At 66.9% G+C, this 24030-nt stretch carries 22 protein-coding genes; 12 read left to right on the forward strand and 10 right to left on the reverse strand.

Annotation, left to right across the window (positions count from 1 at the left end; genetic code table 11):
- The 6 genes from APY03_RS20385 to APY03_RS20410 all read left to right on the forward strand — a co-directional run.
- The coding region (locus tag APY03_RS20385; protein ID WP_232324345.1) for a TrmH family RNA methyltransferase at positions 1–547 on the forward strand (547 nt) is incomplete at its 5' end.
- Between the two features lie 136 nt (positions 548–683).
- Complete coding sequence (carA, locus tag APY03_RS20390) at positions 684–1883, forward strand: glutamine-hydrolyzing carbamoyl-phosphate synthase small subunit (RefSeq protein WP_068679613.1); 1200 nt, start codon at positions 684–686, stop codon at positions 1881–1883.
- Entirely contained in the window at positions 1876–5103 is a 3228-nt protein-coding gene (gene carB, locus APY03_RS20395) for a carbamoyl-phosphate synthase large subunit (RefSeq protein WP_068679515.1), read from the forward strand. The genes carA and carB overlap by 8 nt, the downstream gene beginning before the upstream one ends.
- A gap of 19 nt (positions 5104–5122) precedes the next feature.
- Positions 5123–5992: a Kdo hydroxylase family protein gene (locus APY03_RS20400; protein WP_068679517.1), complete on the forward strand. Its 870-nt coding sequence runs from the start codon at positions 5123–5125 to the stop codon at positions 5990–5992.
- Between the two features lie 66 nt (positions 5993–6058).
- A complete protein-coding gene (gene greA / locus APY03_RS20405) occupies positions 6059–6538 on the forward strand; it encodes a transcription elongation factor GreA (RefSeq protein WP_068679519.1) in 480 nt (159 codons plus the stop codon).
- A 10-nt stretch (positions 6539–6548) separates the two neighbouring features.
- Positions 6549–6962, forward strand: coding sequence for a DUF4149 domain-containing protein (locus APY03_RS20410; RefSeq protein ID WP_068679615.1), 414 nt, complete (start codon positions 6549–6551; stop codon positions 6960–6962).
- On the opposite strand, the gene APY03_RS20415 is transcribed toward APY03_RS20410, so the two are convergent.
- Complete coding sequence (locus APY03_RS20415) at positions 6959–7726, reverse strand: glycosyltransferase (protein WP_068679521.1); 768 nt, start codon at positions 7724–7726, stop codon at positions 6959–6961. The genes APY03_RS20410 and APY03_RS20415 overlap by 4 nt on opposite strands.
- A gap of 3 nt (positions 7727–7729) precedes the next feature.
- Entirely contained in the window at positions 7730–8209 is a 480-nt protein-coding gene (locus APY03_RS20420) for a YhbY family RNA-binding protein (RefSeq protein WP_068679523.1), read from the reverse strand.
- A 20-nt stretch (positions 8210–8229) separates the two neighbouring features.
- Here APY03_RS20420 and APY03_RS20425 point away from each other — a divergent pair, with 20 nt between their 5' ends.
- The 5 genes from APY03_RS20425 to APY03_RS20445 all read left to right on the forward strand — a co-directional run bounded on the left by APY03_RS20425 (position 8230) and on the right by APY03_RS20445 (position 13722).
- On the forward strand, positions 8230–8898 hold the full coding sequence (locus APY03_RS20425; RefSeq protein ID WP_068679525.1) for an RlmE family RNA methyltransferase: 669 nt from the start codon (positions 8230–8232) through the stop codon (positions 8896–8898).
- Positions 8899–9064: 166 nt separating this feature from the next.
- Positions 9065–10981 (forward strand): ATP-dependent zinc metalloprotease FtsH, encoded by a 1917-nt coding sequence (gene ftsH, locus APY03_RS20430; protein ID WP_068679527.1) that lies wholly within the window; start codon positions 9065–9067, stop codon positions 10979–10981.
- 64 nt (positions 10982–11045) lie between these two features.
- A complete protein-coding gene (gene folP / locus APY03_RS20435; RefSeq protein WP_068679529.1) occupies positions 11046–11906 on the forward strand; it encodes a dihydropteroate synthase in 861 nt (286 codons plus the stop codon).
- Positions 11903–13246: a phosphoglucosamine mutase gene (glmM, locus tag APY03_RS20440; protein WP_068679531.1), complete on the forward strand. Its 1344-nt coding sequence runs from the start codon at positions 11903–11905 to the stop codon at positions 13244–13246. The genes folP and glmM overlap by 4 nt, the downstream gene beginning before the upstream one ends.
- Positions 13243–13722: a GNAT family N-acetyltransferase gene (locus APY03_RS20445; RefSeq protein ID WP_068679533.1), complete on the forward strand. Its 480-nt coding sequence runs from the start codon at positions 13243–13245 to the stop codon at positions 13720–13722. Before glmM ends, APY03_RS20445 begins: the two co-directional genes overlap by 4 nt.
- 69 nt (positions 13723–13791) lie before the next feature.
- Here the strand turns inward: APY03_RS20445 and APY03_RS20450 are convergent, their stop codons facing one another.
- Genes APY03_RS20450 through APY03_RS20470 form a run of 5 tightly spaced genes read right to left on the reverse strand, consistent with a single transcriptional unit; the run spans position 13792 to position 19300 of the window.
- A complete protein-coding gene (locus tag APY03_RS20450; protein ID WP_068679534.1) occupies positions 13792–15063 on the reverse strand; it encodes an acyl-CoA dehydrogenase family protein in 1272 nt (423 codons plus the stop codon).
- 38 nt (positions 15064–15101) lie between these two features.
- Positions 15102–16190 (reverse strand): phosphotransferase, encoded by a 1089-nt coding sequence (locus APY03_RS20455; protein ID WP_068679536.1) that lies wholly within the window; start codon positions 16188–16190, stop codon positions 15102–15104.
- A gap of 17 nt (positions 16191–16207) precedes the next feature.
- A complete protein-coding gene (locus tag APY03_RS20460; RefSeq protein ID WP_068679538.1) occupies positions 16208–16930 on the reverse strand; it encodes a Crp/Fnr family transcriptional regulator in 723 nt (240 codons plus the stop codon).
- A gap of 55 nt (positions 16931–16985) precedes the next feature.
- A complete protein-coding gene (locus APY03_RS20465; RefSeq protein ID WP_068679540.1) occupies positions 16986–17765 on the reverse strand; it encodes an oxepin-CoA hydrolase, alternative type in 780 nt (259 codons plus the stop codon).
- Between the two features lie 14 nt (positions 17766–17779).
- The gene (locus APY03_RS20470; RefSeq protein WP_068679542.1) at positions 17780–19300 is read right to left on the reverse strand and encodes a 3-hydroxyacyl-CoA dehydrogenase; all 1521 of its coding nucleotides are present in this window, start codon (positions 19298–19300) and stop codon (positions 17780–17782) included.
- Positions 19301–19451: 151 nt separating this feature from the next.
- On the opposite strand from APY03_RS20470, the gene APY03_RS20475 reads away from it, so the two are divergent.
- Positions 19452–21578 (forward strand): type IV pilus assembly protein FimV, encoded by a 2127-nt coding sequence (locus tag APY03_RS20475; RefSeq protein ID WP_068679544.1) that lies wholly within the window; start codon positions 19452–19454, stop codon positions 21576–21578.
- Positions 21579–21710: 132 nt separating this feature from the next.
- Here the strand turns inward: APY03_RS20475 and APY03_RS20480 are convergent, their stop codons facing one another.
- The 3 genes from APY03_RS20480 to lexA all read right to left on the reverse strand — a co-directional run bounded on the left by APY03_RS20480 (position 21711) and on the right by lexA (position 23993).
- Positions 21711–22718, reverse strand: a complete 1008-nt coding sequence (locus tag APY03_RS20480; RefSeq protein ID WP_068679546.1) for a D-2-hydroxyacid dehydrogenase family protein — start codon at positions 22716–22718, stop codon at positions 21711–21713.
- A gap of 124 nt (positions 22719–22842) precedes the next feature.
- Positions 22843–23172, reverse strand: a complete 330-nt coding sequence (locus tag APY03_RS20485) for a hypothetical protein (RefSeq protein WP_068679548.1) — start codon at positions 23170–23172, stop codon at positions 22843–22845.
- A 146-nt stretch (positions 23173–23318) separates the two neighbouring features.
- Entirely contained in the window at positions 23319–23993 is a 675-nt protein-coding gene (gene lexA / locus APY03_RS20490) for a transcriptional repressor LexA (protein WP_068679551.1), read from the reverse strand.
- Positions 23994–24030: the final 37 nt, after the last annotated feature.

Below are 24030 nucleotides of genomic sequence, written 5' to 3' on the forward strand. Positions count from 1 at the left end.
CGTGGTGGTCGCCGACGCAATGCTGGCTGCGGTGAGCGGGCTGGAGTCGCCGGCCGCGATGGGCTTCGTGCTCGACCTGCCGGCGCCGCTGCCGATCGCCCCGGACGCCGCCACCGTGGTGCTCGACCGGCTGCAGGACGCCGGCAATGTCGGCTCCATCCTGCGCAGCGCGGCGGCCTTCGGCTTCGCCCAGGTGATCGCGCTCAAGGGCACGGCGGCGCTCTGGTCGCCCAAGGTGCTGCGGGCCGGCATGGGTGCGCATTTCGGATTGCGGCTGGTCGAGGGGGTCGAGCTGGAGGCACTGGATGCCCTGGCCGTGCCCTGCATCGCGACCAGCTCGCACCGCGGCGAATGGCTGCACCGGGCCCGCCTGCCGAGCCCCTGCGCCTGGCTGATGGGCCACGAAGGGCAGGGGCTTTCGGCGGCGCTGGAGGCACGCGCAAGCCTGCAGGTGCGCATCGTCCAGCCGGGTGGGGAGGAGTCGCTCAACGTCGCGGCGGCGGCGGCCATCTGCCTCCACGCGAGCGCCGCGGCGAGCGAGGGATAACCCGGCGCGGGCTATAATCAAGGGCTTTCCCGCTCACACCTCGCCCATAGCGCACGCAAGCCAACTCCTCGACGAAAGTCGCGACCAAGAGCCTCATCTTGGGTCCGCCGTGGGCGTCATCCATTCGGAGATCCCAGTGCTTTTGTCTCTCAAGGGAAAATTCCCGCCCGCCATCCTGGCGCTTGCAGACGGCACGGTCTTTCTCGGCAATTCGATCGGCGCGCAAGGCGCCACCACCGGCGAAGTGGTGTTCAACACTGCCATGACCGGTTATCAGGAAATCCTGACCGACCCCAGCTATTGCCAGCAGATCGTGACGCTCACGTATCCGCACATCGGCAACTATGGCGTCAACGAGGAAGACATCGAGGCCGACAAGATCCATGCCGCGGGCCTGATCATCAAGGACCTGCCGCTCCTGGCGTCCAATTTCCGCAAGAGCGCCACGCTGGCCGAGTACCTGGTGCGCGGCAAGACTGTCGCCATCGCGAACATCGACACCCGCAAGCTCACCCGCCATCTGCGCACGCACGGCGCGCAGAACGGCTGCATCCTTGGCCTGGCGCCCGGCGAGAGCATTTCGCAGGCCTTGATCGACAAGGCGATCTCTGACGCCAAGGCCGCGCCCAGCATGTCAGGCCTCGACCTGGCCAAGGTGGTGTCGGTCAAGGAAACCTATGAGTGGACCCAGACCGAATGGAAACTCGTCCATGTGGACGGCAAGCCCGGCTACGGCGTGCAGATCACGCCGAAGTTCCATGTCGTGGCCTATGACTACGGCGTCAAGAAGAACATCCTGCGCATGATCGCGCAGCGCGGCGCGCGCATCACCGTCGTGCCGGCCCAGACGCCTGCGGCCGACGTCCTCAAGCTGCGTCCGGACGGCATCTTCCTGGCCAACGGCCCCGGAGACCCGGAGCCCTGCGACTATGCGATCGCGGCTGCGCGCGAACTGATCGAGACCGGCATCCCCGTCTTCGGCATCTGCCTGGGCCACCAGATCATGGCGCTGGCTTCCGGCGCGAAGACCTTCAAGATGAAGTTCGGCCACCACGGTGCGAACCACCCGGTCAAGGACCTGGACAACAGCCGCGTGAGCATCACCAGCCAGAACCACGGCTTCGCGGTCGACGAGAAGACGCTGCCGCCCAACCTGCGCCCCACGCACGTCAGCCTGTTCGACGGCACCTTGCAAGGCCTGGCGCGTACCGACAAGCCCGCCTTCTGCTTCCAGGGCCACCCCGAGGCATCCCCGGGCCCGCACGACATCGGCTATCTGTTCGATCGCTTCACGGCGCTCATGCAAAGTCACAAAGAAGGGCAGAAGAATGCCTAAGCGCAACGATATCAAGAGCATCCTCATCATCGGTGCCGGCCCGATCATCATCGGCCAGGCCTGCGAGTTCGATTATTCCGGGGTGCAGGCCTGCAAGGCGCTGCGCGAGGAGGGCTACAAAGTCATCCTGATCAACAGCAATCCCGCGACGATCATGACCGACCCGGCCACGGCCGACGTGACCTACATCGAGCCCATCACCTGGCCGACGGTCGAGAAGATCATCGCCAAGGAGCGGCCCGATGCCATCCTGCCGACCATGGGCGGCCAGACCGCGCTGAACTGCGCGCTGGACCTTTGGCGCAACGGCGTGCTCGACAAGTACAAGGTCGAGCTGATCGGCGCCACGCCCGAAGCCATCGACAAGGCCGAGGACCGTCTGAAGTTCAAGGACGCGATGACCAAGATCGGCCTGGGCTCGGCGCGCTCGGGCATCGCCCACTCGCTGGACGAGGCCTGGGCGGTGCAGAAGACCGTCGGTTTCCCCGTGGTGATCCGCCCCAGTTTCACGCTCGGCGGCACCGGCGGCGGCATCGCCTACAACCCGGAAGAGTTCGAGACCATCTGCAAGCGCGGCCTGGAAGCCTCGCCGACCAACGAGCTGCTGATCGAGGAATCGCTGCTCGGCTGGAAGGAGTACGAGATGGAGGTGGTGCGCGACAAGGCGGACAACTGCATCATCGTCTGCTCGATCGAGAACCTCGATCCGATGGGCGTGCACACGGGCGACTCGATCACCGTCGCGCCGGCGCAGACCCTGTCGGACAAGGAGTACCAGATCCTTCGCAATGCCTCGCTGGCCGTGCTGCGCGAGATCGGCGTCGACACCGGCGGCTCGAACGTGCAGTTCTCGATCAACCCGAAGGACGGCCGCATGGTCGTGATCGAGATGAACCCGCGCGTCTCGCGTTCCTCGGCGCTCGCCTCCAAGGCCACGGGCTTCCCGATCGCCAAGGTCGCGGCCAAGCTGGCCGTCGGCTACACACTTGACGAACTGCGCAACGAGATCACCGGCGGCGCCACGCCCGCCAGCTTCGAGCCCAGCATCGACTATGTGGTCACCAAGATCCCGCGCTTCGCCTTCGAGAAATTCCCTCAGGCCGACTCGCGCCTGACCACGCAAATGAAATCGGTGGGCGAGGTGATGGCCATGGGCCGCACCTTCCAGGAATCGTTCCAGAAGGCACTGCGCGGACTCGAGGTCGGCGTGGATGGCCTCAACGAGAAGACACAAGACCGCGAGGTGCTCGAGAAGGAGCTGGGGGAACCCGGCCCCGACCGCATCTGGTACGTGGGCGATGCCTTCGCCATGGGCCTGTCCGTCGACGAGGTGCACGCGCTCACCAAGATCGATCCATGGTTCCTGGTGCAGATCGAGGAGATCGTGAAGATCGAGCTCGAGCTGGAGACCAAGTCGCTCGACGACATCGATCGCGACACGCTGCTGGCGCTGAAGAAGAAGGGCTTCTCCGACCGCCGCCTGGCGCGCCAGCTGAAGACCACCGACACTGCGATCCGCGAGAAGCGCCGAGCGCTCGGCGTGCGCCCGGTTTACAAGCGCGTGGACACCTGTGCGGCCGAGTTCGCGACCAACACCGCCTACATGTACTCGACCTACGAGGACGAGTGCGAGGCCGACCCGAGCAGCCGGAAGAAGATCATGGTGCTCGGTGGCGGCCCGAACCGCATCGGCCAGGGCATCGAATTCGACTACTGCTGCGTGCACGCCGCGCTCGCGATGCGCGAGGATGGCTACGAGACCATCATGGTCAACTGCAATCCGGAGACCGTGTCGACCGACTACGACACGAGCGACCGGCTGTACTTCGAGCCGCTCACCCTGGAGGACGTGCTCGAGATCGTCGACAAGGAAAAGCCCACCGGCGTGATCGTCCAGTACGGCGGCCAGACGCCGCTGAAGCTCGCGCTCGACCTCGAGGCCAACGGCGTGCCGATCATCGGCACCAGCCCCGACATGATCGACGCGGCCGAGGACCGCGAACGCTTTCAGAAGCTGCTCCACGAGCTGAAGCTGCGCCAGCCGCCGAATGCGACCGCGCGCACTGAGGCAGAGGCGCTGGAGAAGGCCCAGCAGCTTGGCTACCCCCTGGTGGTGCGCCCGAGCTACGTACTGGGCGGCCGCGCGATGGAGATCGTGCACGAGCAGCGCGACCTGGAGCGCTACATGCGCGAGGCGGTCAAGGTCAGCAACGATTCGCCGGTGCTGTTGGATCGCTTCCTCAATGACGCCGTCGAGTGCGATGTCGACTGCCTGCGCGATGCCGACGGCGCGACGCTCATCGGCGGGGTGATGGAGCACATCGAACAGGCCGGCGTGCACTCGGGCGACTCCGCCTGCTCGCTGCCGCCCTACAGCCTCAAGCCCGAGACGGTGGCCGAGCTCAAGCGCCAGAGCGCGGCCATGGCCCAGGCGCTCAACGTTGTCGGGCTGATGAACGTGCAGTTCGCGATCCAGGAGAAGGACGGCCAGGACGTGATCTACGTGCTGGAAGTGAATCCGCGCGCCTCGCGCACCGTGCCTTACGTGAGCAAGGCCACCGGCATCCAGCTCGCCAAGGTGGCGGCGCGCTGCATGGCCGGCCAGTCGCTCGCGTCGCAGGGCGTCACGAAGGAAGTCACGCCGCCGTACTTCAGCGTGAAGGAAGCGGTGTTCCCCTTCGTCAAGTTCCCCGGCGTGGACACCATCCTCGGCCCCGAGATGAAATCGACCGGCGAGGTGATGGGCGTGGGCAGGACCTTCGGCGAAGCCTTTGTCAAGTCGCAGCTGGGCGCCGGCACGCACCTGCCGAAGTCAGGGCGCGTCTTTGTCTCGGTCAAGAACAACGACAAGCCGCGCGCCGTCGAGGTCGCCCGCGGGCTGGTCGAGCTGGGCTTCGAGCTGATCGCGACCAAGGGTACGGCCGCCGCCATCAACGCGGCCGGGATCGCCTGTGCCACGGTCAACAAAGTCACCGAAGGCCGTCCGCACATCGTGGACATGATCAAGAACAACGAGATCGCCCTGGTCATCAACACGGTTGAAGAGCGCCGCAACGCCATCACCGACTCGCGCCAGATCCGCACCTCGGCCCTGCTGGCACGCGTGACCACCTTCACCACCATTTTCGGCGCCGAGGCAGCCGTGGAAGGCATGCGCCACATGGAGGCCCTCGACGTGATCTCGGTCCAGGAGATGCACGCGCAGCTTGCGCCGACCTGAGGAGGCGTGACGAACCGCCATGGCAACGCAGCTGGTCGAACTCGACCTGGCCGACTGGGCCGGTGCCACAGCCAACGAGGCGTGGATCGACGCGCTCGAGGCTGGCAAGGTGCTGCACTTCCCGCGACTGGGCTTCGAACTGCAGCCTTCCGAGCGAGAGCTGCTGACGCCCTCGGTGCTGTCGCCCGACGTGCGCAACATCAGCCTGGACGCCAGCGGCCGCCTGAAGGGCGTGGCCGGTGGCGAGGCCCGGCAGCAGGCCGTCGCCGCGATGGTGGGGCGCTTCCGCGCCCACGCCGAGCAGTTGATTCACGGCCTGCTGCCGCACTACACGCCCTCGCTGCGCCTGGCGCCGACCAGCTACCGTCCTGCGCAGGTTGAGACCCGGGTGCAGTCCTGGCGCGCCGACGACCGCCGGCTGCACATCGACTCCTTCCCCTCGCGTCCGAACTACGGCGAGCGCATCCTGCGCGTCTTCACCAACGTGAATCCCGACGACGCGCCACGCGTCTGGCGCGTAGGAGAGCCCTTCGAGGCGGTGGCCGAGCGCTTTCTGCCGCGCGCCAAGCCCTACTCGCGCTGGCAAGCCCGGCTGCTGCAGACCCTCCACGTCACCAAGTCGTTCCGCAGCGAATACGACCACCTGATGCTGCAGCTGCACGACGGCATGAAGTCGGATCTCGACTACCAGACCAACGCCCGGCAGGAAACCGTACCCTTTCCGGCCGGGTCGGTGTGGGTGTGCTTTTCGGACCAGACCTCGCACGCCGTCATGTCCGGCCAGTACATGCTGGAGCAGACGCTGCACTTGCCCGCCGCAAGGCAATACAATCCCGATTCGAGCCCGCTCGCCATTCTGAGCCGGCTGACCGGACGCACGCTCGTCTGATCTTTTTCCTTCCATGAACCGCCGAACGGCAGCGTTCGGCGGTTTCGCTTTCTGGAGAGACAAAACATGGCCAATACCATTCCTATCACCAAGCGCGGCTCCGAGAAACTGCGCGACGAACTGCAGCGCCTGAAGTCCGTCGACCGGCCCTCGATCATCACCGCGATCGCCGAGGCGCGCGCCCAGGGCGATCTCAGCGAGAACGCGGACTACGACGCGGCCAAGGAGCGCCAGGGCTGGATCGAAGGCCGCATCAAGCAGATCGAGGGAATGCTCTCTAACGCGCAGATCATCGATCCGTCCGAGCTCGACGCGGGCGGCAAGATCGTCTTCGGCTCGACGGTGGAGCTGGAGGACGAGCACACCGGCGAGGCGCTCAGGTACCAGATCGTCGGCGAGGACGAGGCCGACCTGAAGCTGGGCCTGATCAACGTCTCCAGCCCGATCGCACGCGCACTGATCGGCAAGGAGGAGGGCGACACCGCCGAGGTGCAGGCCCCGGGCGGCGTGAAGCGTTACGAAATCGTGGGCGTCAGCTACCTCTGATGCCCGAGTGGTGAAAGACCGTATCGCGCTGCTGGTGGCTGCCCTCTGGTGGGGCAGCCTGACGACCATCGGTTTCCTGGTCGTGCCGATGCTCTTTGCTCAGCTCGGCAACCCGACCATGGCCGGCAACTTTGCCGGGCGGCTGTTCTCGGCCCAGAGCTGGGTGGCCCTGGTCTGCGGGCTGGTCTTGCTGACCTACTTCAGGTCGAACGCCCCGGATCGGGTCGACCAGCCCTCGCGGGTCGCGGTGGCCTGGATCCTCGCGGCCCTCCTGCTGGCGCTGCTGCAGGAATACGCGGTCGCGCCGCGCATCCTGGCGCGCGAGAACCTGCGGCTCTGGCACTCGCTCGGCAGTGCCATGTATCTGGGCCAGTGGCTGTGCACCGGCGTGCTGCTCTGGCGCCTTGGACGCCGCGAGGCTTAGGCGTTCCAGAACTGCGTGATCCAGCGCGCCGGCCGGATGAAGCGGAAGCGCCGGTTGCGGCGCCCTGCGAGCGCATCGGGCGGATTGCATTCCCCGTGGAAGACCATGATGCGCGCTCCCTCCGGCACGAAGGGCTCGCGCCAGTAGTTGGTGGGCCAGGCCGGGATTCCGTGGTATTTGAAGCTCGGGCACCACTCGGGCGGCCAATAGGCCAGCGTGCCCTTGCGGTGCATGAAGGCCGACAGGTAGGTCTGCTCGTTGCGGTATTTGGCCTGCACCGCGTCCATGTTCTCGCGGAAATACGCCAGCACGTCCGGATGTGCGCCGATCTCGAAGCGGTAGACCGAAGAATTGCCCGTGATGCGCCGGCGTCGCCACGGGCGGGCGTAGTCATGGATGATGAGGAACTCGCCGGGATACTCGAAAAAGGCATCGAGGCTGCCGACGATGACCACGTCGAGGTCGATGAACAGCGCCTGGCCGCGCAGGCCGTAGAGGTTCTCCTCGAAGGTGGTCAGCTTCTTCCAGGCGCGGTCCGCCTGGCCCGGCGCCAGCGCCAGGTCCAGCGGAGGGATCGGAAAGCACTGCACCTCGCTTCGGATGCCCTTCGGATCGTCGGTCAGGCAGACGAAATTGAACTCGCCGGACAGGTGCCGGTGAACCATCGCGTAGAGGCGATTGACGTAGTCGGGGCCGTACTTGGTGCCCCATTTCATGCAGAGGATGTGGCGCTGGGGGAGGGCCGCCCCTTCGTGGCTGGGCATCCTTCAGTCTGCCTGGCGGCGCTTCTTGACCGACAGGCTCTTCTTCGCCTTGGCGCGCTTGATGTTGCCGCCGGGGGTGAGCCGCTGGTTGCCGAGCACCCGCAGGGTCTTGATCTCGGGCCGCTGGCCACCGCGCTTGCTGTACTTGATGACCTTGACGTCGCGAGGGCCGGGCATGCGGTCCTCGTCCGTCGTGCGCTCCTTCTCGGGTACGGGGCGCCAGAGGACCAGCAGCTTGCCGATGTGCTGGATCGGCGCGGCGTTCAGGTCCTCGGCCAGGGCCTGCAGCATGGCCTCGCGCGCCGGGCGATCGTCGGAGAAGACGCGGACCTTGATCAGCCCGTGGGCCTTGAGCGCGGCGTCCGCCTCCTTCTTGACGGCCGGTGTCAGCCCGTCGCTGCCGACCATGACGATCGGGTCCAGATGGTGCGCTTCTGCGCGATGTACCTTGCGCTGGGCAGGGGTCAGTTGAATGGCGGGCATCCCCGTATTATCGAGTGTCGATGAACCCCAAACCCAAGAGCAGCAAGGTCAATCGTGCGTGGCTGCACGATCATGTGAACGACCCCTATGTCAAGCTGGCCACCAAAGAGGGCTATCGGGCGCGCGCGGCTTACAAGCTCAAGGAAATCGACGAGGCGCTCGGCCTGATTCGCCCTGGCCAGCTCGTGGTGGACCTGGGTTCGACGCCGGGCGCCTGGAGCCAGTACGTGCGGCGCAGGCTGTCGCCAGGCGGTGCGGCAGCGGGGCAGCTGGAGGGAAACATCATCGCGCTCGACATCCTTCCCATGGAGCCTATCGAGGGCGTGACCTTCCTGCAGGGCGATTTCCGCGAGGCCGACGTGCTGGCGAGGCTCGAGGAGGCCATGGCCGGCCGGCGGGCCGATGTGGTTGTATCGGACATGGCGCCCAACCTGTCCGGCATCGCGTCGGCCGACACTGCGCGAGTCAGTCACCTGATCGAGCTTGCCATCGACTTCGCTCGCCAGCACATGAAGCCGGACGGCGCGCTGGTTGCCAAGCTGTTCCACGGCAGTGGGTATGAAGACCTGACTCGCCTTTTCAAGGCGAATTTTCGGGTCGTGAAACCGATCAAACCCAAAGCATCGCGCGACAAGTCCTCGGAGACCTTCATGGTCGGTATCGGGCTCAAGTCCGCCGATACGAATTGAAACGCGACGGGCTGGGCATCCCCCGGCTCAAAACCGTGCGCGTCCTATGGCTGCTATAGGGAAATTCCGGCATTTCGCAGCTTGAAAAGCCTAAAATGGGTGCCAATTGCGTGCCCTAGCGCGTTTTTTGTTTTTCCGTACCACGCGCTTTCTACTGGAGCTTCGTTTGAACAATCAGTGGTTTTCCAAGGTCGCCGTCTGGCTGGTCATCGCGATGGTGTTGTTCACTGTGTTCAAGCAGTTCGACACCCGCGGCGTCGCCGGCGCCGGCAACGTCGGTTATTCCGACTTCCTCGAAGAGGTCCGCAGCAATCGCATCAAGAGCGCCACCATCCAGGAAGGCCAGGGCGGCAGCGAGATCGTTGCAATCACCAACGACGACCGCAAGATCCGCACGACCGCCACCTACCTCGACCGAGGCCTGGTCGGCGACCTGATCGCCAACAACGTCAAGTTCGACGTCAAGCCGCGTGAAGAAGGTTCGCTGCTCATGACCTTGCTGGTGAGCTGGGGGCCCATGCTGCTCCTGATCGGCGTCTGGGTCTACTTCATGCGGCAGATGCAGGGTGGTGGCAAAGGAGGGGCCTTCAGCTTCGGCAAGAGCAAAGCCCGCATGCTCGACGAGAACAACAACCAGGTCACCTTCGCCGACGTCGCGGGCTGCGACGAGGCGAAGGAGGAAGTGAAGGAAGTCGTCGATTTCCTGAAGGACCCAGCCAAGTTCCAGAAGCTTGGCGGCCGCATCCCGCGCGGTCTGCTGCTGGTGGGCCCTCCCGGCACCGGCAAGACGCTGCTTGCCAAGGGCATCGCCGGCGAAGCCAAGGTGCCGTTCTTCTCCATCTCCGGCTCCGACTTCGTCGAAATGTTCGTCGGTGTGGGCGCAGCCCGTGTGCGCGACATGTTCGAGAACGCCAAGAAGAATGCCCCCTTCATCATCTTCATCGATGAAATCGATGCAGTCGGCCGCCAGCGCGGCGCGGGTCTCGGCGGCGGCAACGACGAGCGCGAACAGACGTTGAACCAGATGCTGGTCGAGATGGACGGCTTCGAGACCAACCTCGGCGTGATCGTGGTCGCGGCCACCAACCGCCCCGACATCCTCGACGCCGCACTGCTGCGCCCGGGTCGCTTCGACCGCCAGGTCTACGTGACGCTGCCCGACATCCGCGGCCGCGAGCAGATCCTCAACGTGCACATGCGCAAGGTCCCGCTGGGCCAGGACGTGAACCCGAGCATCATCGCGCGCGGCACGCCTGGCATGTCGGGCGCCGACCTTGCCAACCTGTGCAACGAGGCAGCGCTGATGGCCGCGCGCCGCAATGCGCGCGTGGTCGAGATGCAGGACTTCGAGAAGGCCAAGGACAAGATCTTCATGGGCCCCGAGCGCAAGAGCATGGTGATGCCCGAGGAGGAGCGCCGCAACACGGCCTACCACGAGTCCGGCCACGCCCTGATCGGCAAGCTGCTGCCCAAGTGCGACCCGGTGCACAAGGTCACCATCATCCCGCGCGGCCGTGCGCTGGGCGTGACGATGAGCCTGCCGGCGCAGGACCGCTACAGCTATGACCGCGAGTACATGCTGAACCAGATCAGCATGCTGTTCGGCGGCCGAATCGCCGAAGAAGTGTTCATGCATCAGATGACCACCGGCGCGAGCAACGACTTCGAGCGCGCCACGCAGATCGCGCGCGACATGGTGATGCGCTACGGCATGACGGAGTCCTTGGGCCCGATGGTGTATGCAGAGAACGAAGGGGAAGTCTTCCTCGGCCGCTCGGTCACCAAGACCACCAACATGAGCGAGTCGACCATGCAGAAGGTCGACGCCGAGGTCCGCCGCATCATCGACGAGCAGTACGCCCTGGCGCGCCGCCTGATCGAGGAGAACAGCGACAAGATGCACGCGATGGCCAAGGCCCTGCTCGAATGGGAAACCATCGACACCGAGCAGATCGACGACATCATGGCCGGCCGCGAGCCGCGTCCGCCCAAGGACTGGACGCCGCGCACCCCGCCTTCGGGCAGCGGTGGCAGCGGTGGCGCGCCGACGGTGAATCCTGATCCGGCGCCCACTGCCGCCTGAGCATGAAGCTCGGGTCGATCGACGGGGCCTCTGGCCCCGTTTTTTTTGTTTCCGGACAGCTTGCATGACAAGGAGATGGCGCACCGCCCGTTTCGAGGTGGATCTCGCGCAGCCGCGCGTGATGGGCATCGTCAACGTCACGCCCGATTCCTTTTCCGACGGTGGCGCCCATGCCTCGACGGACGCCGCGCTGCGCCATTGCGTCCAACTGGTGGAAGAGGGGGCCGATATCCTCGACATCGGTGGCGAGTCCACGCGGCCCGGAAGTCCGGCCGTGCCGCTGGACGAGGAGTTGGCTCGTGTGGTGCCGGTGGTGCGCGAGGCGGTGAAGCTGCAAGTGCCAGTCTCTGTCGACACCTACAAGCCCGAGGTCATGCGCGCGGTGCTCGACCTGGGCGCCGACATCGTCAACGACATCTGGGCACTGCGCCGTCCAGGGGCGCGCGCGGCGGTGGCGGCCCACCCCGGCTGCGGCATCTGCCTGATGCACATGCATCGCGATCCGCAGACCATGCAGGCGGCGCCGATGGAAGGCGATGTCGTTCCCGCCGTGCGCGCCTTTCTCGAGGAACAGGTGCAGGCTCTGCTGGCCCTGGAGGTCGCGCCCGAGCGCATCGTGCTCGATCCGGGGATTGGCTTCGGCAAGACCGTGGCGCAGAATTTCGCCCTCCTGGCTCGGCAGCAGGAATTGCTGGCCGCGGGTTGGCCGCTCCTCGTCGGCTGGTCGCGAAAATCCTCGCTGGGTGCGGTCACCGGCATCGAGACGGCGGCGGGGCGCATGGCGCCGAGCGTCGCGGCCGCTGTGCTGGCGGTCGAGCGCGGGGCAGCGATCGTGCGCGTGCATGATGTGCGCGAAACCGTCGCGGCGCTGGCCGTCTGGCGCGCAATGAGATCAGAACAACAGGGACAGGAGCTCCAACCATGACAAGAAAATACTTCGGCACCGATGGCATCCGCGGCACGGTCGGCCAGGCGCCGATCACGCCGGACTTCGTGCTGCGCCTCGCGCATGCGGTCGGCCGCGTACTCAAGAAGACGGAGGCGCGCCCTTCGGTGCTGATCGGCAAGGACACGCGCATCTCCGGCTACATGCTCGAGTCGGCGCTCGAGTCCGGCTTCAATTCTGCTGGCGTGGACGTGGTGCTGCTCGGGCCGCTGCCGACGCCCGGCGTGGCCTACCTCACGCGTGCCCAGCGCGCCAGCCTCGGGGTGGTGATCAGCGCCAGCCACAACGCCTTTCCGGACAACGGCATCAAGTTCTTCAGCGCGCAGGGCACCAAGCTGAGTGACGAGTGGGAGCTTGCGGTCGAGGCCGCGCTGGAAGAGGCGCCTGCCTGGGCCGATTCCGCCCAACTCGGCAAGGCGCGGCGCCTCAACGACGCGCCGGGCCGCTACATCGAGTTCTGCAAGAGCACCTTCGCCAACGATCTCACGCTGCGCGGCCTCAAGCTGGTCGTGGACGGCGCGCATGGCGCGGCTTACCAGGTAGCGCCGAACGTCTTCCACGAACTCGGCGCGGATGTGATCAGCATCGGCTGTGCGCCAGATGGCCTCAACATCAACAAGGACGTGGGCGCCACGCACCCCCAGGCGCTCATCGACGCGGTGCGGGCCCACGGCGCCGACTACGGCATCGCGCTGGACGGCGACGCCGACCGGCTGCAACTGGTCGACGCGAGCGGCCGCCTGTTCAACGGCGACGAGCTGCTCTACCTGATGGCCATGGAGCGCATCACCCGTGGCGAGAAGCTGCCCGGCGTCGTTGGCACGCTGATGACCAACAAGGCCGTGGAGATTGCGCTGCGCGGACAGGGCATCGAGCTGGTGCGAGCGCGCGTGGGCGACCGCTATGTGCTGGAAGAGCTCGAGAAGCGCCACTGGCTGCTGGGCGGCGAAGGCTCTGGCCATTTGCTCGCGCTCGACCGCCACACCACGGGCGACGGCATCGTGAGCGCGCTGCAAGTGCTGCAGGCCTGCCAGCGCAGCGGCAAGAAGGTGGGCGAGATGCTGGCCGAGCTCACGCTGTTCCCGCAAACGCTCATCAATGTGCGCCTGACGGGCGATCAGGACTGGATGGCCAACAAGACGCTGGCCGCCGAGATCTGGCGTGCGGAGGCCGAATTGGGCGATGCAGGCCGCGTGCTGATCCGCGCGAGTGGCACGGAGCCGTTGCTGCGCGTGATGGTGGAGGCGCGCGACGCGGCGCAAGCCGAAGCCTGCGCGCAGCGCCTGGCTGCTGCGGTGACAGCAGGGTCGGCAGCGTGATCGAGGTCCGGCTGGCGGACTACCGCGACCCGGTGCACGCGCGTGCGCTGGTCGAGCTGCTGGACAGCTACGCGCGCGATCCGGCCGGCGGCGGAACGCCGCTGGCGCCAGAGGTGCTGGCCAGCTTGCCCGAGGCGCTGGCCGCGCGGGCGCAGGCCTTCAGCGTACTGGCCTACGATGGCGAGCAGGCCGTCGGTCTCGTCAATTGCATCGAAGGCTTCTCGACCTTCGCCTGCAAGCCGCTGGTCAATGTGCACGATGTGGTCGTGCTGCCCACCCATCGCGGCCAGCGCATCACCCAGCGCATGCTGGCGTGCGTGGAGCAGGAGGCCCGTGCGCGCGGCGCCTGCAAGCTCACGCTGGAGGTGCTGTCTGCCAACCACAGCGCACTGCGCGCCTACGTACGCGAAGGCTTCGCCAACTACCAGCTCGACCCGGCCTATGGCCAGGCCATGTTCCTGCAAAAGAAACTGTGAACTGACCCACCCTCCTGGGGCAACACCAGCGGCCCGGCAAAGCCGGTTCCGCGGTGTTCCTGATTTCAGTCAGAAGCGAGTCACAGGCATCTCGTCGCTGCCCTTGCCGGCGGCGTACTTGCCCAGCTCCCATTTGGCGATCGCGTTGCGGTGCACTTCGTCCGGGCCGTCGGCGAAGCGCAGGGTGCGGGCGCCGGCATAGGCATAGGCGAGCGGGAAGTCGTCGCACATGCCGCCGCCGCCATGCACCTGCATGGCCCAGTCGATCACCTGGCAGGCCATGCTGGGCGCCACCACCTTGATCATCGCGATCTCGGTCTTGGCCACCTTGTTGCCGGCCACGTCCATCAGCCAGGCTGCCTTGAGCGTGAGCAGCCGCGCCATGTCGATCTTGCAGCGTGCCTCGGCAATGCGCTCCTGCGTCACGGTCTGCGAGGCCACGGTCTTGCCGAAGGCCACGCGCGAGGAGGCGCGCTTGCACATCAGTTCGAGTGCGCGTTCGGCCAGGCCGATCAGGCGCATGCAGTGATGGATGCGCCCCGGGCCGAGGCGGCCCTGGGCGATCTCGAAGCCGCGGCCTTCGCCGAGCAGGATGTTGTCCACCGGCACGCGCACGTTCTCGAAGTACATCTCGACATGGCCGTGCGGCGCGTCGTCGTAGCCCATCACGTTGAGCGGTCGCACGATGCGGATGCCCTTCGCGTCGGATGGGACCACCACCATGCTCTGCTGCGAGTGGCGCGGCGCGTCGGGATCGGTCTTGCCCATGGTGATGAAGACCTTGCAGCGCGGATCGGCCGCGCCGGAGATCCACCACTTGCGGCCGTTGATCACGTATTCGTCGCCCTGGCGCTCGATGCGCGTCGAGATGTTGGTCGCGTCGCTCGAAGCGACCTCGGGCTCGGTCATCGCGAAGGCGGAGCGGATCTCGCCTTCCAGCAGCGGCTTGAGCCAGCGCGCCTTGATGTCGTCGGAGCCGTAGCGCGCGATGGTCTCCATGTTGCCGGTGTCCGGCGCCGAGCAATTGAAGGCCTCGCTGGCCCATGGCACGCGGCCCATGATCTCGGCCAGCGGCGCGTATTCCTGGTTGGTGAGGCCCGCGCCCTTGTAGCCGGAGACCTCGGCGCTGTCGACCGGCAGGAACAGGTTCCACAGGCCCTGTGCCTTGGCTTTCTGCTTGAGCTTCTCGACCGTGTCGAGCGCGGTCCAGCGCTTGCCGGCCGCGGTGTTGGCCGCCAGCTCCGCCGTGTATTCCGCCTCGGCGGGGTAGATGTGGTCTTCCATGAAGGCGGTGACGCGCTTCTGCAAGTCTTTGGTCTTGGCCGAGTAGTCGAAATCCATGAGGTCTCCTGTGGGGTAAGGTGAGGGCGCGGGCCGGATCAGGCCCGCTGCGCGAACTGCCAGGCCATCTCGGCCATCGGCCGCGCCCCGCGGCCCGAGGCCACGGCCTGTTCGCTCGATGCGGTACCCGCTTCGACGCGCTTGGCGATGCCCTGCAGGATCGCGGCCATGCGGAACAGGTTGTAGGCCTGGTAAAAGTTCCAGTCGGGCGCGAGCGCCTCGGGCGTGGTGAGCCCGGTGCGCTCGCAGTACTTGCGGATGTACTCGCTCTCGGTCGGGATGCCGAGGCTCTTCAGGTCCAGGCCGCCGATGCCGCGGAACGAGCCCGGTGCGATGTGCCAGGACATGCAGTGATAGCTGAAGTCGGCCAGCGGATGGCCCAGCGTGGACAGCTCCCAATCGAGCACGGCGACGGCGCGCGGCTCGGTGGCGTGGAACATGAGGTTGTCGAGCCGGTAGTCGCCGTGCACGATCGAGGTCATCTTCTCGTCGCGCGCGCTCTCGGGCATGTGGAGCGGCAGCCATTCCATCAGCCGGTCCATCTCGGGAATCGGCTGCGTGATCGAGGCCACGTACTGCCTGCTCCAGCGGCCGATCTGGCGCTCGAAGTAGTTGCCCGGCTTGCCGTAGTCGGCCAGGCCGCGCTCGGCGAACTTCACGGTATGCAGCGCGGCAATGACGCGGTTCATCTCGTCGTAGATGGCCGTGCGCTCCGCATTGCTCATGCCCGGGAGCGACTGGTCCCACAGCACCCGGCCTTCCATGAACTCCATCAGGTAGAAGGCGCGGCCGATGATGCTTTCGTCCTCGCACAGGCAATACATGCGAGGCACCGGCACATCGGTGCCGGCCAGGCCGCTCATGACCTTGAACTCGCGCTCGATCGCATGCGCCGAGGGCAGCAGCTTGGCGACCGGGCCCGGCTTGGCGCGCATCACGTAGCTCTGTGTGGGCGTACTGAGCTTGTAGGTCGGGTTCGACTGTCCGCCCTTGAACATCTCGACCGTCAGCGGGCCCTTGAAGCCGTCGAGCTTCGTCTCGAGCCAGGCGGTCAGAGCATCGATGTCGAAGACGTGCTGCTTGGAAACGGCGCGGGTGCCGACGAAGTTGTCGAAGTCCTGGGTCATGTCTCTGGGTTCTGCTGTTATTGGTCGTCGGCTTCCGAAATGCGCATGACTGCCGCGCGGTCCAGCACCACCAGGCCGCCGGGCTCGATGCGGATCGCCTGCTCGCGCTCCATCGCCTTGAGCTCCTGGTTCACGCGCTGGCGCGAGGCGCCCAGCAGCTGTGCCAGCTCCTCCTGCGCCAGGTGCAGGCCGATCCGCATCTGGCTGCCGTCGGCGAGGTTGGGCACCCCATAGCTGCGCACCAGGTGGATGAGCTGCTTGGCGAGCCGGGCGCGCAGCGGCAGCGTGTTGAGGTCCTCGACCAGGCCGAACAGCTGCCGGATGCGCCGCGCCTGCAGCCGCATCAGGGCCTCGTAGAGCTCGATGTGGCTGGCGAGGATCTTCTGGAAATCGGCGCGCGCCACGCACACGATCGTGGTGTCGCCGTGCGCATAGGCATCGTGGGTGCGCCGGTCCCCGTCGAATATTGCAACGTCGCCGAACCAGATGCCCGGCTCCACGTAGGTCAGCGTCACCTGCTTGCCCGACACCGCGGTCGAGCTCACGCGTACCGCGCCCTTGGCGCAGGCGATCCACTGCTCGGGCGGATCGCCGCGCGCGCAGATCAGGTCGCCGTCCTTGTAGCGTTTGACGAAGGTGCATCGAAGAATGTCGTGACGCAGGGATGGGGAAAGAGAAGAGAACCAGCGACCACCATTGATCGCCTCTCGTTCTTCGATGGTAAGAATGGGCTCGTCCATGAACTGTCCTGTGCGTGACTGGAATGCCCGGGCCTGTCGCCCGAGCGACGCGCCGCTACTCGTAGCGCGGCGTCTCTTTGGCGAGAAAGGCGGCGATGCCGATGCCGGCGTTGGGATGGTGGAGGTTTCGCACGAAGTGGTCGCGCTCCTGCGACAGCTGCGCAGCCAGCGTGGCGCCGCGCGCCTCGCCCAGGAGCTCCTTGATGCTGGCGAGCGAGTTGGGTGCACGCGCATTGAGGCGCTCGGCGAGCGCGAGCGCAGCCGATAGGGCCTGGCCGCTCTCGGTCACCTCGTTGACCAGGCCGAGCGCGTGCAGGCGCGCCGCGTCGATGCGGCCGCCCAGCATCAGCCATTCGCTCGCGATCTGGCGCGGCAGGGACTGCGCCAAGTGCCAGCTCAGGCCGCCGTCCGGCGACAGCGCCACGCTGCTGTAGGAGGCCGCGAACACGGCATCGCGCGCTGCGACGATGAAGTCGCAGGCCACGGCGAGCGAGAAGCCGGCGCCGGCGGCGGCGCCCTCGACGGCCGCGATCACCGGCTTGGGGAAGGTGCGGATCGAATCGATCCAGTTGTGCAGCGCCTCGATGCTCTCGGCCTGCACCGCGGGCTCGCGCTCGCGGTTGGCCGACAGGCGCTGCAGCGAACCCCCGGCGCAGAACCATGCGCCTTCGCCCACCAGCACCACGCTGCGCACCTCGTCGCTGTTCTCGGCGCCGTTGAGCGCCTCGATGCCCGCGGCGTACATCTCGGGACCGAGCGCGTTGCGCTGCGAGGGGTTGGAGAGCGTGAGCACCATGGTGCGGCCCTCGCTCGTGCTTTTCAGTTCTGCGCTCATTCGATGCTTGTCTCCTATGCTTCGGGATGGGTGAGGCTCAAGCCCAGCGCGCCACGGCGTCGCAGCCACGGGCTGGGGCGGTAGCGCGGATCGCCGTAGACGGTCTGCAGGTTGAACAGTACTTCGAGCACGTTGGTCGGGCCGTACAGGTCGCCCATCGCCAGCGGGCCTTGCGGATAGCCGAGGCCCAGCTTCACGGCCACGTCGAGATCGGCAGGCGAGCAGACCTGCTGCTGGCACATGTCGGCCGCGATGTTCACGATGGTGCCGATCACTCGCTGGGTGACGAAACCGCCGCTGTCGCGGATCACGCTCACGGCCTTGCCGTCGCGTGCGAACAAGGCATGGGCGGTTTCGCGCATGTCGTGCCGCGTTGCAGGGTTGGTGGCGAGCACGCGGCGCTTCGTGGCGGCGTCGTCCACCATCAGGTCGATGCCGACAGTGCGCGTGGCATCCAGCCGCTCGACCGCGGCCACCGTGGTGACGTCGAAGCCCAGCGGCGCGACCAGGATCAGCGCGGCGGAGGAGGGCGTGGCCCCGCTTTCCAACTGGGCGCCCAGCGTGTGTACCAGCTTCAGCAGCTCCGGCCGCCGTGCTGCGCGCGGGGAGACCCAGATGGCCGGGTAGCCGTCGAGCGCCGGCGCGGGCGGCTCGGACGCCTGCTGCGCGACGCCGTCGACGTAGCGGTAGAAGCCTTCTCCCGTCTTGCGCCCGAGCGCACCGGCCGCGAGCCGCTGTGCGGTGATCACGCTCGGCCGGAAGCGCGGCTCCTCGTAGTACTGGCGGTAGATCGACTCCATCACCGGGTGAGAGACATCGAGCGCCGTGAGGTCCAGCAGTTCGAAGGGTCCGAGGCGAAAGCCCGCCTGGTCCTTGAGGATGCGGTCGATGGTTGCGAAGTCAGCCACGCCCTCGCCGGCGATTCGCAAAGCTTCGGTGCCGTAGCCACGCCCCGCATGGTTGACGATGAAGCCGGGCGTGTCCCTGGCCTGCACCGCGGTGTGGCCCATCTGCGCGGCATAGGTGGCGAGTTGACTGCAAAGCTCGGGCTGGGTCTTGAAGCCTGCCACGACCTCGACCACCTTCATCAGGGGCACTGGGTTGAAGAAATGGAAGCCCGCCATGCGCTGTGGCTGCGCCATTGCCGCGGCGATGGCCGTGACCGAGAGCGACGAAGTGTTGGTCGCCAGGACGGCCGAGGGCGCCACCAGCGCTTCAAGCTCGCGAAACAGCTTGCGCTTGACCTCGAGGTCCTCGACCACGGCCTCGATCACCAGGTCGCAGCCGGCTAGCGCCTGCATCGAATCGACGGCGCGCACGCGTGCCGACAACGCATCGCGCTGCGCCTCGTCCAGCTTGCCTTTCTCGTGCAACTTCTGCCACTGGGCCAGGAGGGCATCGCGGCCGCGGGCAGCGGCGCCTTCGAAGCTGTCGAGCAGCAGCACCTGGCTGCCGGCCTGGGCAGCGATCTGGGCAATGCCTCGCCCCATCGCGCCAGCTCCGATGATTCCTACGTTGGAAAACTGCACAGTCATTTGATAATTGTCTCTCGCTAAATCTGGCATCACAGGCGTGCATGCCAGAATGTGTCTACTTTCGATTAGCTTTTCGGCTTTACTCATTTTGCAACCACCACGTTTGGCTGCGGCCCTGTTTCTACTCGGGTTGGCACTTGAATCGTCTGGCTTGACGATCGGGCGGCCCCAAGGGGCCGTCTGGATCGGCAAGCCCCTGGATGTCGTGGTTCCGCTTTCGCTCGACGATGCCGAAACCGGTGGCGGTCTGTGCCTGGAAGCCGAGGTGGTGCAAGGCGATCTGCGCGTCCCCGACCGGAGTGTGACGATATCGCTCGAGCCCGGGGCCAACGCCGCCAGTTCGCGCGTGCGCATCCGCTCCACTGTCGCGATTGACGAGCCGGTGGTCAACTTGAATGTGCGGGCGGGTTGCGAAACGCGCTCCACGCGCAGCTACGTGCTGCTGGCCGATGTGCCCACGGAGTCTTCCCTGCCCAGTGTCGCCATGCCGGGCCCGCGGCCTGCGGCCGAGGCGCCGGCCGTGGCGCGCACACCGCAGCGCGCGCCTTCGCGCGTGGAGGGGGCGGGCTCGTCGTCCGGTGCCGAGGGCGCCGCGACCGCGCGACGCAACACCGGTGTTGCCGCTCCCTCCGCAGGCGCTCAGAACGGCGAGGCGCAGCCACCGCGCCGAAGCGCTGCGGCGTCGCCAGGCCGAGCCGCTGCGGCGCCGCGGCCACCCGCAGCCCAGCGTGCCGCCACGCCGCGCACGGCGACCGCGGCCGCCCCGACCCCGGCACGCGCCGCAGCGACCGGCGGACCGCGCCTGCAGCTCGAGGCGATCGAGCCAGTTCCGACCGCTGCCCCGGGCCTCAAGACCACGGCACAGCTGACGCTGCCCGCGTCCGAGGACCCGGCGCGCCGCAGTGCCGCCGCTGCGCAATGGCGCGCCCTCAACGGCGAGCCCGAGGCGGCGCAGCGCGAGGCTCAGCGCATGCAGGCGCTGGAGGCCACGCTGGCCACGCTGCGCGAGCAGACGGCACAGAACCAGCGCGCCCTGCTCGAACTGCGCACCGAGCTTGCGCAGGCGCGGGAGGACCGCTACCGCAATCCGCTCGTCTATGCCCTGGTCGGCCTGCTGCTGCTCGCGCTGATCGCCATCCTGCTGCTGTGGCGCCAGATCGCGCGCCGGGCCGAGCCGGCCTGGTGGCGCGAGCCAGCGTCCAAGCGCGACGCGGGCCCGACGCAACCCAGCGCCCTGGGCGAATTGCTCGACGATGACGAAGACGTCGGAGGCTCCGGCCGGCGGCGCAGCGCGAATGCCACCAGCTTCGGAGCGGCCACGTTTGCGGGCCTGGACCCCGAAGACAACAGCGGCTTCGGCGATTCGCAGCCCCATCCCCGCGCGGTGGACAGCACGCCATCCAGGCCGGTCAACACCGAGGAACTGTTCGACGTCCAGCAGCAGTCCGACTTCTTCCTCTCGCTGGGCCAGCACGACCAGGCGATCGCGGTGCTGCGCGAGCACATTGCCACCAATCCCGGCACCAGCGCCCTGGCTTATCTGGACCTGCTGCGTATCTACCACTCGCTGGACCGCAAGGACGACTATGCGCGCCTGGCGGAAGAGTTCGAACGGGCCTTCAATGCCGATGTGCCTGCCTTCGAGCATTTCAACGAGACGGGCAAGGGCCTCGAGCACTACCGCAGCACGCTGGCGCGCATCGAATCGCAATGGCCGGCGCCGGGCACCCTGGCGCTGATCGAGGAACTGATCTTCCGCAAGCCTGGCGCGACTGAGGACGAGGCCTTCGACCTCGCCGCCTACCAGGAATTGCTGCTGCTCTACTCGGTCGCCAAGGAGGTGATCGACCCGGGCAGTGCGCCACCCGCGCCGGTGGCGCAGCCGGCGTTCGTCGACACCTTCGGCCATGAGCAGCTGGCCACGACGCCAGCGCCTCTCGAAGCCCGGAGGCAGGTCGAGCCCATCGAGGACGGGCCGATGCTGCCGGCCTCCATCTACGGTGCGATCGACGACACGCTGGGGCACGAGACCGTGCTGGTGCCCGACGCCCCGGAGCCGACATCGGATGCTCCGGACCGCGAGTCGAGGCGCGTGGTTCAGCCCGATGCCAGCCTGGACCTGGCCGAGTTCGACAAGACGGCCTTCGAGACCATGCGGGCCCCGTTGGAGGCACCGACGCCGCCGCCGGCGCCATCGACCGACCCGAATGTGATCGATTTCGAGCTCTTCGATCCGGACACCGAAGCCGAGATCGCGCCCAAGCCGGTCAAGCGCTGAAGGCCGCGGCGCGGGCCTGGGCCCGGTCGACGGCCAGCCTCGCCGACAGCGCGCACGCCACTCGCGCGGCGGACCCGGCTTCTCAAGGGAAGAGCAAAGGCCCAGGGAGGGATGTCGGCACGGCGGCGCGCTTCAACGTCGGACCTGCAGCGCGCCCGGGTTGACGATGTTGGTCGGGTTGCCCTTGATGAAGCTGACGACGTTGTCGAAAGCCTGGCCGAAATACATCTCGTAGCTGTCCTGCTCGACGTAGCCGATGTGCGGCGTGCAGATGCAGTTTTCCAGCCGCAGCAGCGCGTGGCCCTGCAGCGGTGGCTCGCTCTCGAAGACGTCGATCGCTGCCAGCCCGGGCCGCCCGCGATTGAGTGCGGCGAGCAGCGCATCCTGTTCCACCAGTTCCGCGCGCGAGGTATTGACGAAGAGCGCGGTGGGCTTCATGCGCGAAAGGTCCTCGAGCGTGACCAGGCCCCGGGTCTCTTCCGTGAGACGCAGGTGGATCGACAGCACGTCGGCCGCGGCGAAGAAGGCTTCGCGGTTCGGCGCCACCTGGAAGCCGTCGGAGCGAGCACGGGCGCAGCTCTCTTCGCGGCCCCAGATCACCACCTGCATGCCGAAGGCCTGGCCATAGCGCGCCACCAGTTGGCCGATGCGGCCGTAGCCCCAGATGCACAGCGTCTTGCCCTTGAGCACCGAGCCCAGCCCGAAATTGGGCGGCATGGATGCGGACTTGAGCCCTGATTGCTGCCAGGCGCCATGCTTGAGGTTGCTGATGTACTGCGGCAGGCGCCGCATCGCCGCCATGATGAGCGCCCAGGTGAGCTCGGCCGGGGCCAGTGGCGAGCCCGAGCCCTCGGCGACCGCCACGCCATGCTCGGTGCAGGCATTGACGTCGATGTGATGGCCGGCACGCCCGGTTTGCGAGATCAGCTTGAGCTTGGGCAGCTTCTCGATCAGTTGGCGCGAGATCTGGGTGCGTTCGCGGATCAGCACGATCACGTCGGCATCCTTGAGCCTCACCGAGAGCTGTCCGATGCCCTTGACCGTGTTGGTGTAGACCTTGGCGGCATACGCGTCGAGCTTGGAGGCGCAGCGCAGTTTGCGCACTGCGTCCTGATAGTCGTCGAGGATCACGATGTTCATGGCTTGCCATTGTGCCTCGCACCATCCAAGGGGCCGCGCGCCATGCGCCGGAAGCGCAGGGCGCTCCTGGGACATACCCCGCGCGCCGGGCGCTCAGCGACCCGGAACGCAGGGCGTGCGGTCGTCAGTGCAGACAGCCGGGCGAGGGCGCAGCGCCTGCCGCTTCCAGGGCGGCCAGCCGGTCGAGTTCGGCGCAGACATCCGCCATGCGGCCTGAAATCACGACTCGGCCGGTGCTCGCCCCCTTGTGTTGCGCATCGACCGTACGGACCACACGCAGCGGGCGGGGTGCCGACAGGCGGGATGCCGGCGTGGCGGGACGCACGGCGCAACTGGGGCGGATGCCGACGTAGCGCAGGCCGGAGGCGCTTCGGCGGCGCGACGGTATCCAGCGGCTGGCCAGCGATTGAAGGGGCATGAACAAGTCGACGAAGCTGAGCAGAGCGATTCCCATGTGAACTCCATGAAGGTCAGAGATTGAACACAGGCAGGATTGCTTTCGCCGGCCGCGACAGGGTGATGGCCCTTGGCCATACGCCCGCCACCTGTCGCAGCCGCTTGGGCAGCATGAGCAGGGTTCGCTCATGCTGCCTTGTGCGGCTACATCAGCATGGTGTTGCGGATCAGGCCGACGGCGAGGCCTTCGATCTCGAAAGGCTCGCCCGGCTGCACGATGATGGTGGGATAGTCGGGGTTCTCGGCGTGCAGCTCGATGACCTGTTTGTTGCGCTTGAGGCGCTTGACCGTGACTTCGTCGCCCAGCCGGGCCACGACGATCTGGCCGTTGCGGGCCTCCTTGGTGGCCTGCACGGCGAGCAGGTCGCCGTCCATGATGCCGGCGTCGCGCATGGACATCCCACGCACCTTGAGCAGGTAGTCGGGCTGCCGCTGGAACAGCGTGTTCTCCACGTAGTAGGTCTGGTCCACGTGCTCCTGCGCCAGGATCGGCGAGCCGGCGGCAACGCGCCCGATCAACGGCAGCGCGAGCTGCGCCATGCCAGGCAGTGAGAGCGAGAACTGGTTGTTGCGCGATTCGTTCAGCGAACGCAGCGCATCGCCCTTGAGCCGGATGCCGCGCGAGGTGCCGCTCACGAGCTCGATGACGCCCTTGCGCGCCAAGGCCTGCAGATGCTCCTCGGCCGCATTGGCGGACTTGAAGCCCAGCTCTGCGGCGATCTCGGCACGGGTGGGCGGCGCGCCCGTGCGCGCAATGGCGCTCTGGATGAGGTCCAGAATCTGTTGCTGGCGGGCGGTAAGCTTGGCGGCGAACTGCATTGACGACTCCTTGCGGCACTGGCTGAATATCCAGTAG

Origin of the sequence: Variovorax sp. WDL1, assembly GCF_001541225.1 — a bacterium.
Lineage (GTDB): Bacteria > Pseudomonadota > Gammaproteobacteria > Burkholderiales > Burkholderiaceae_C > Variovorax.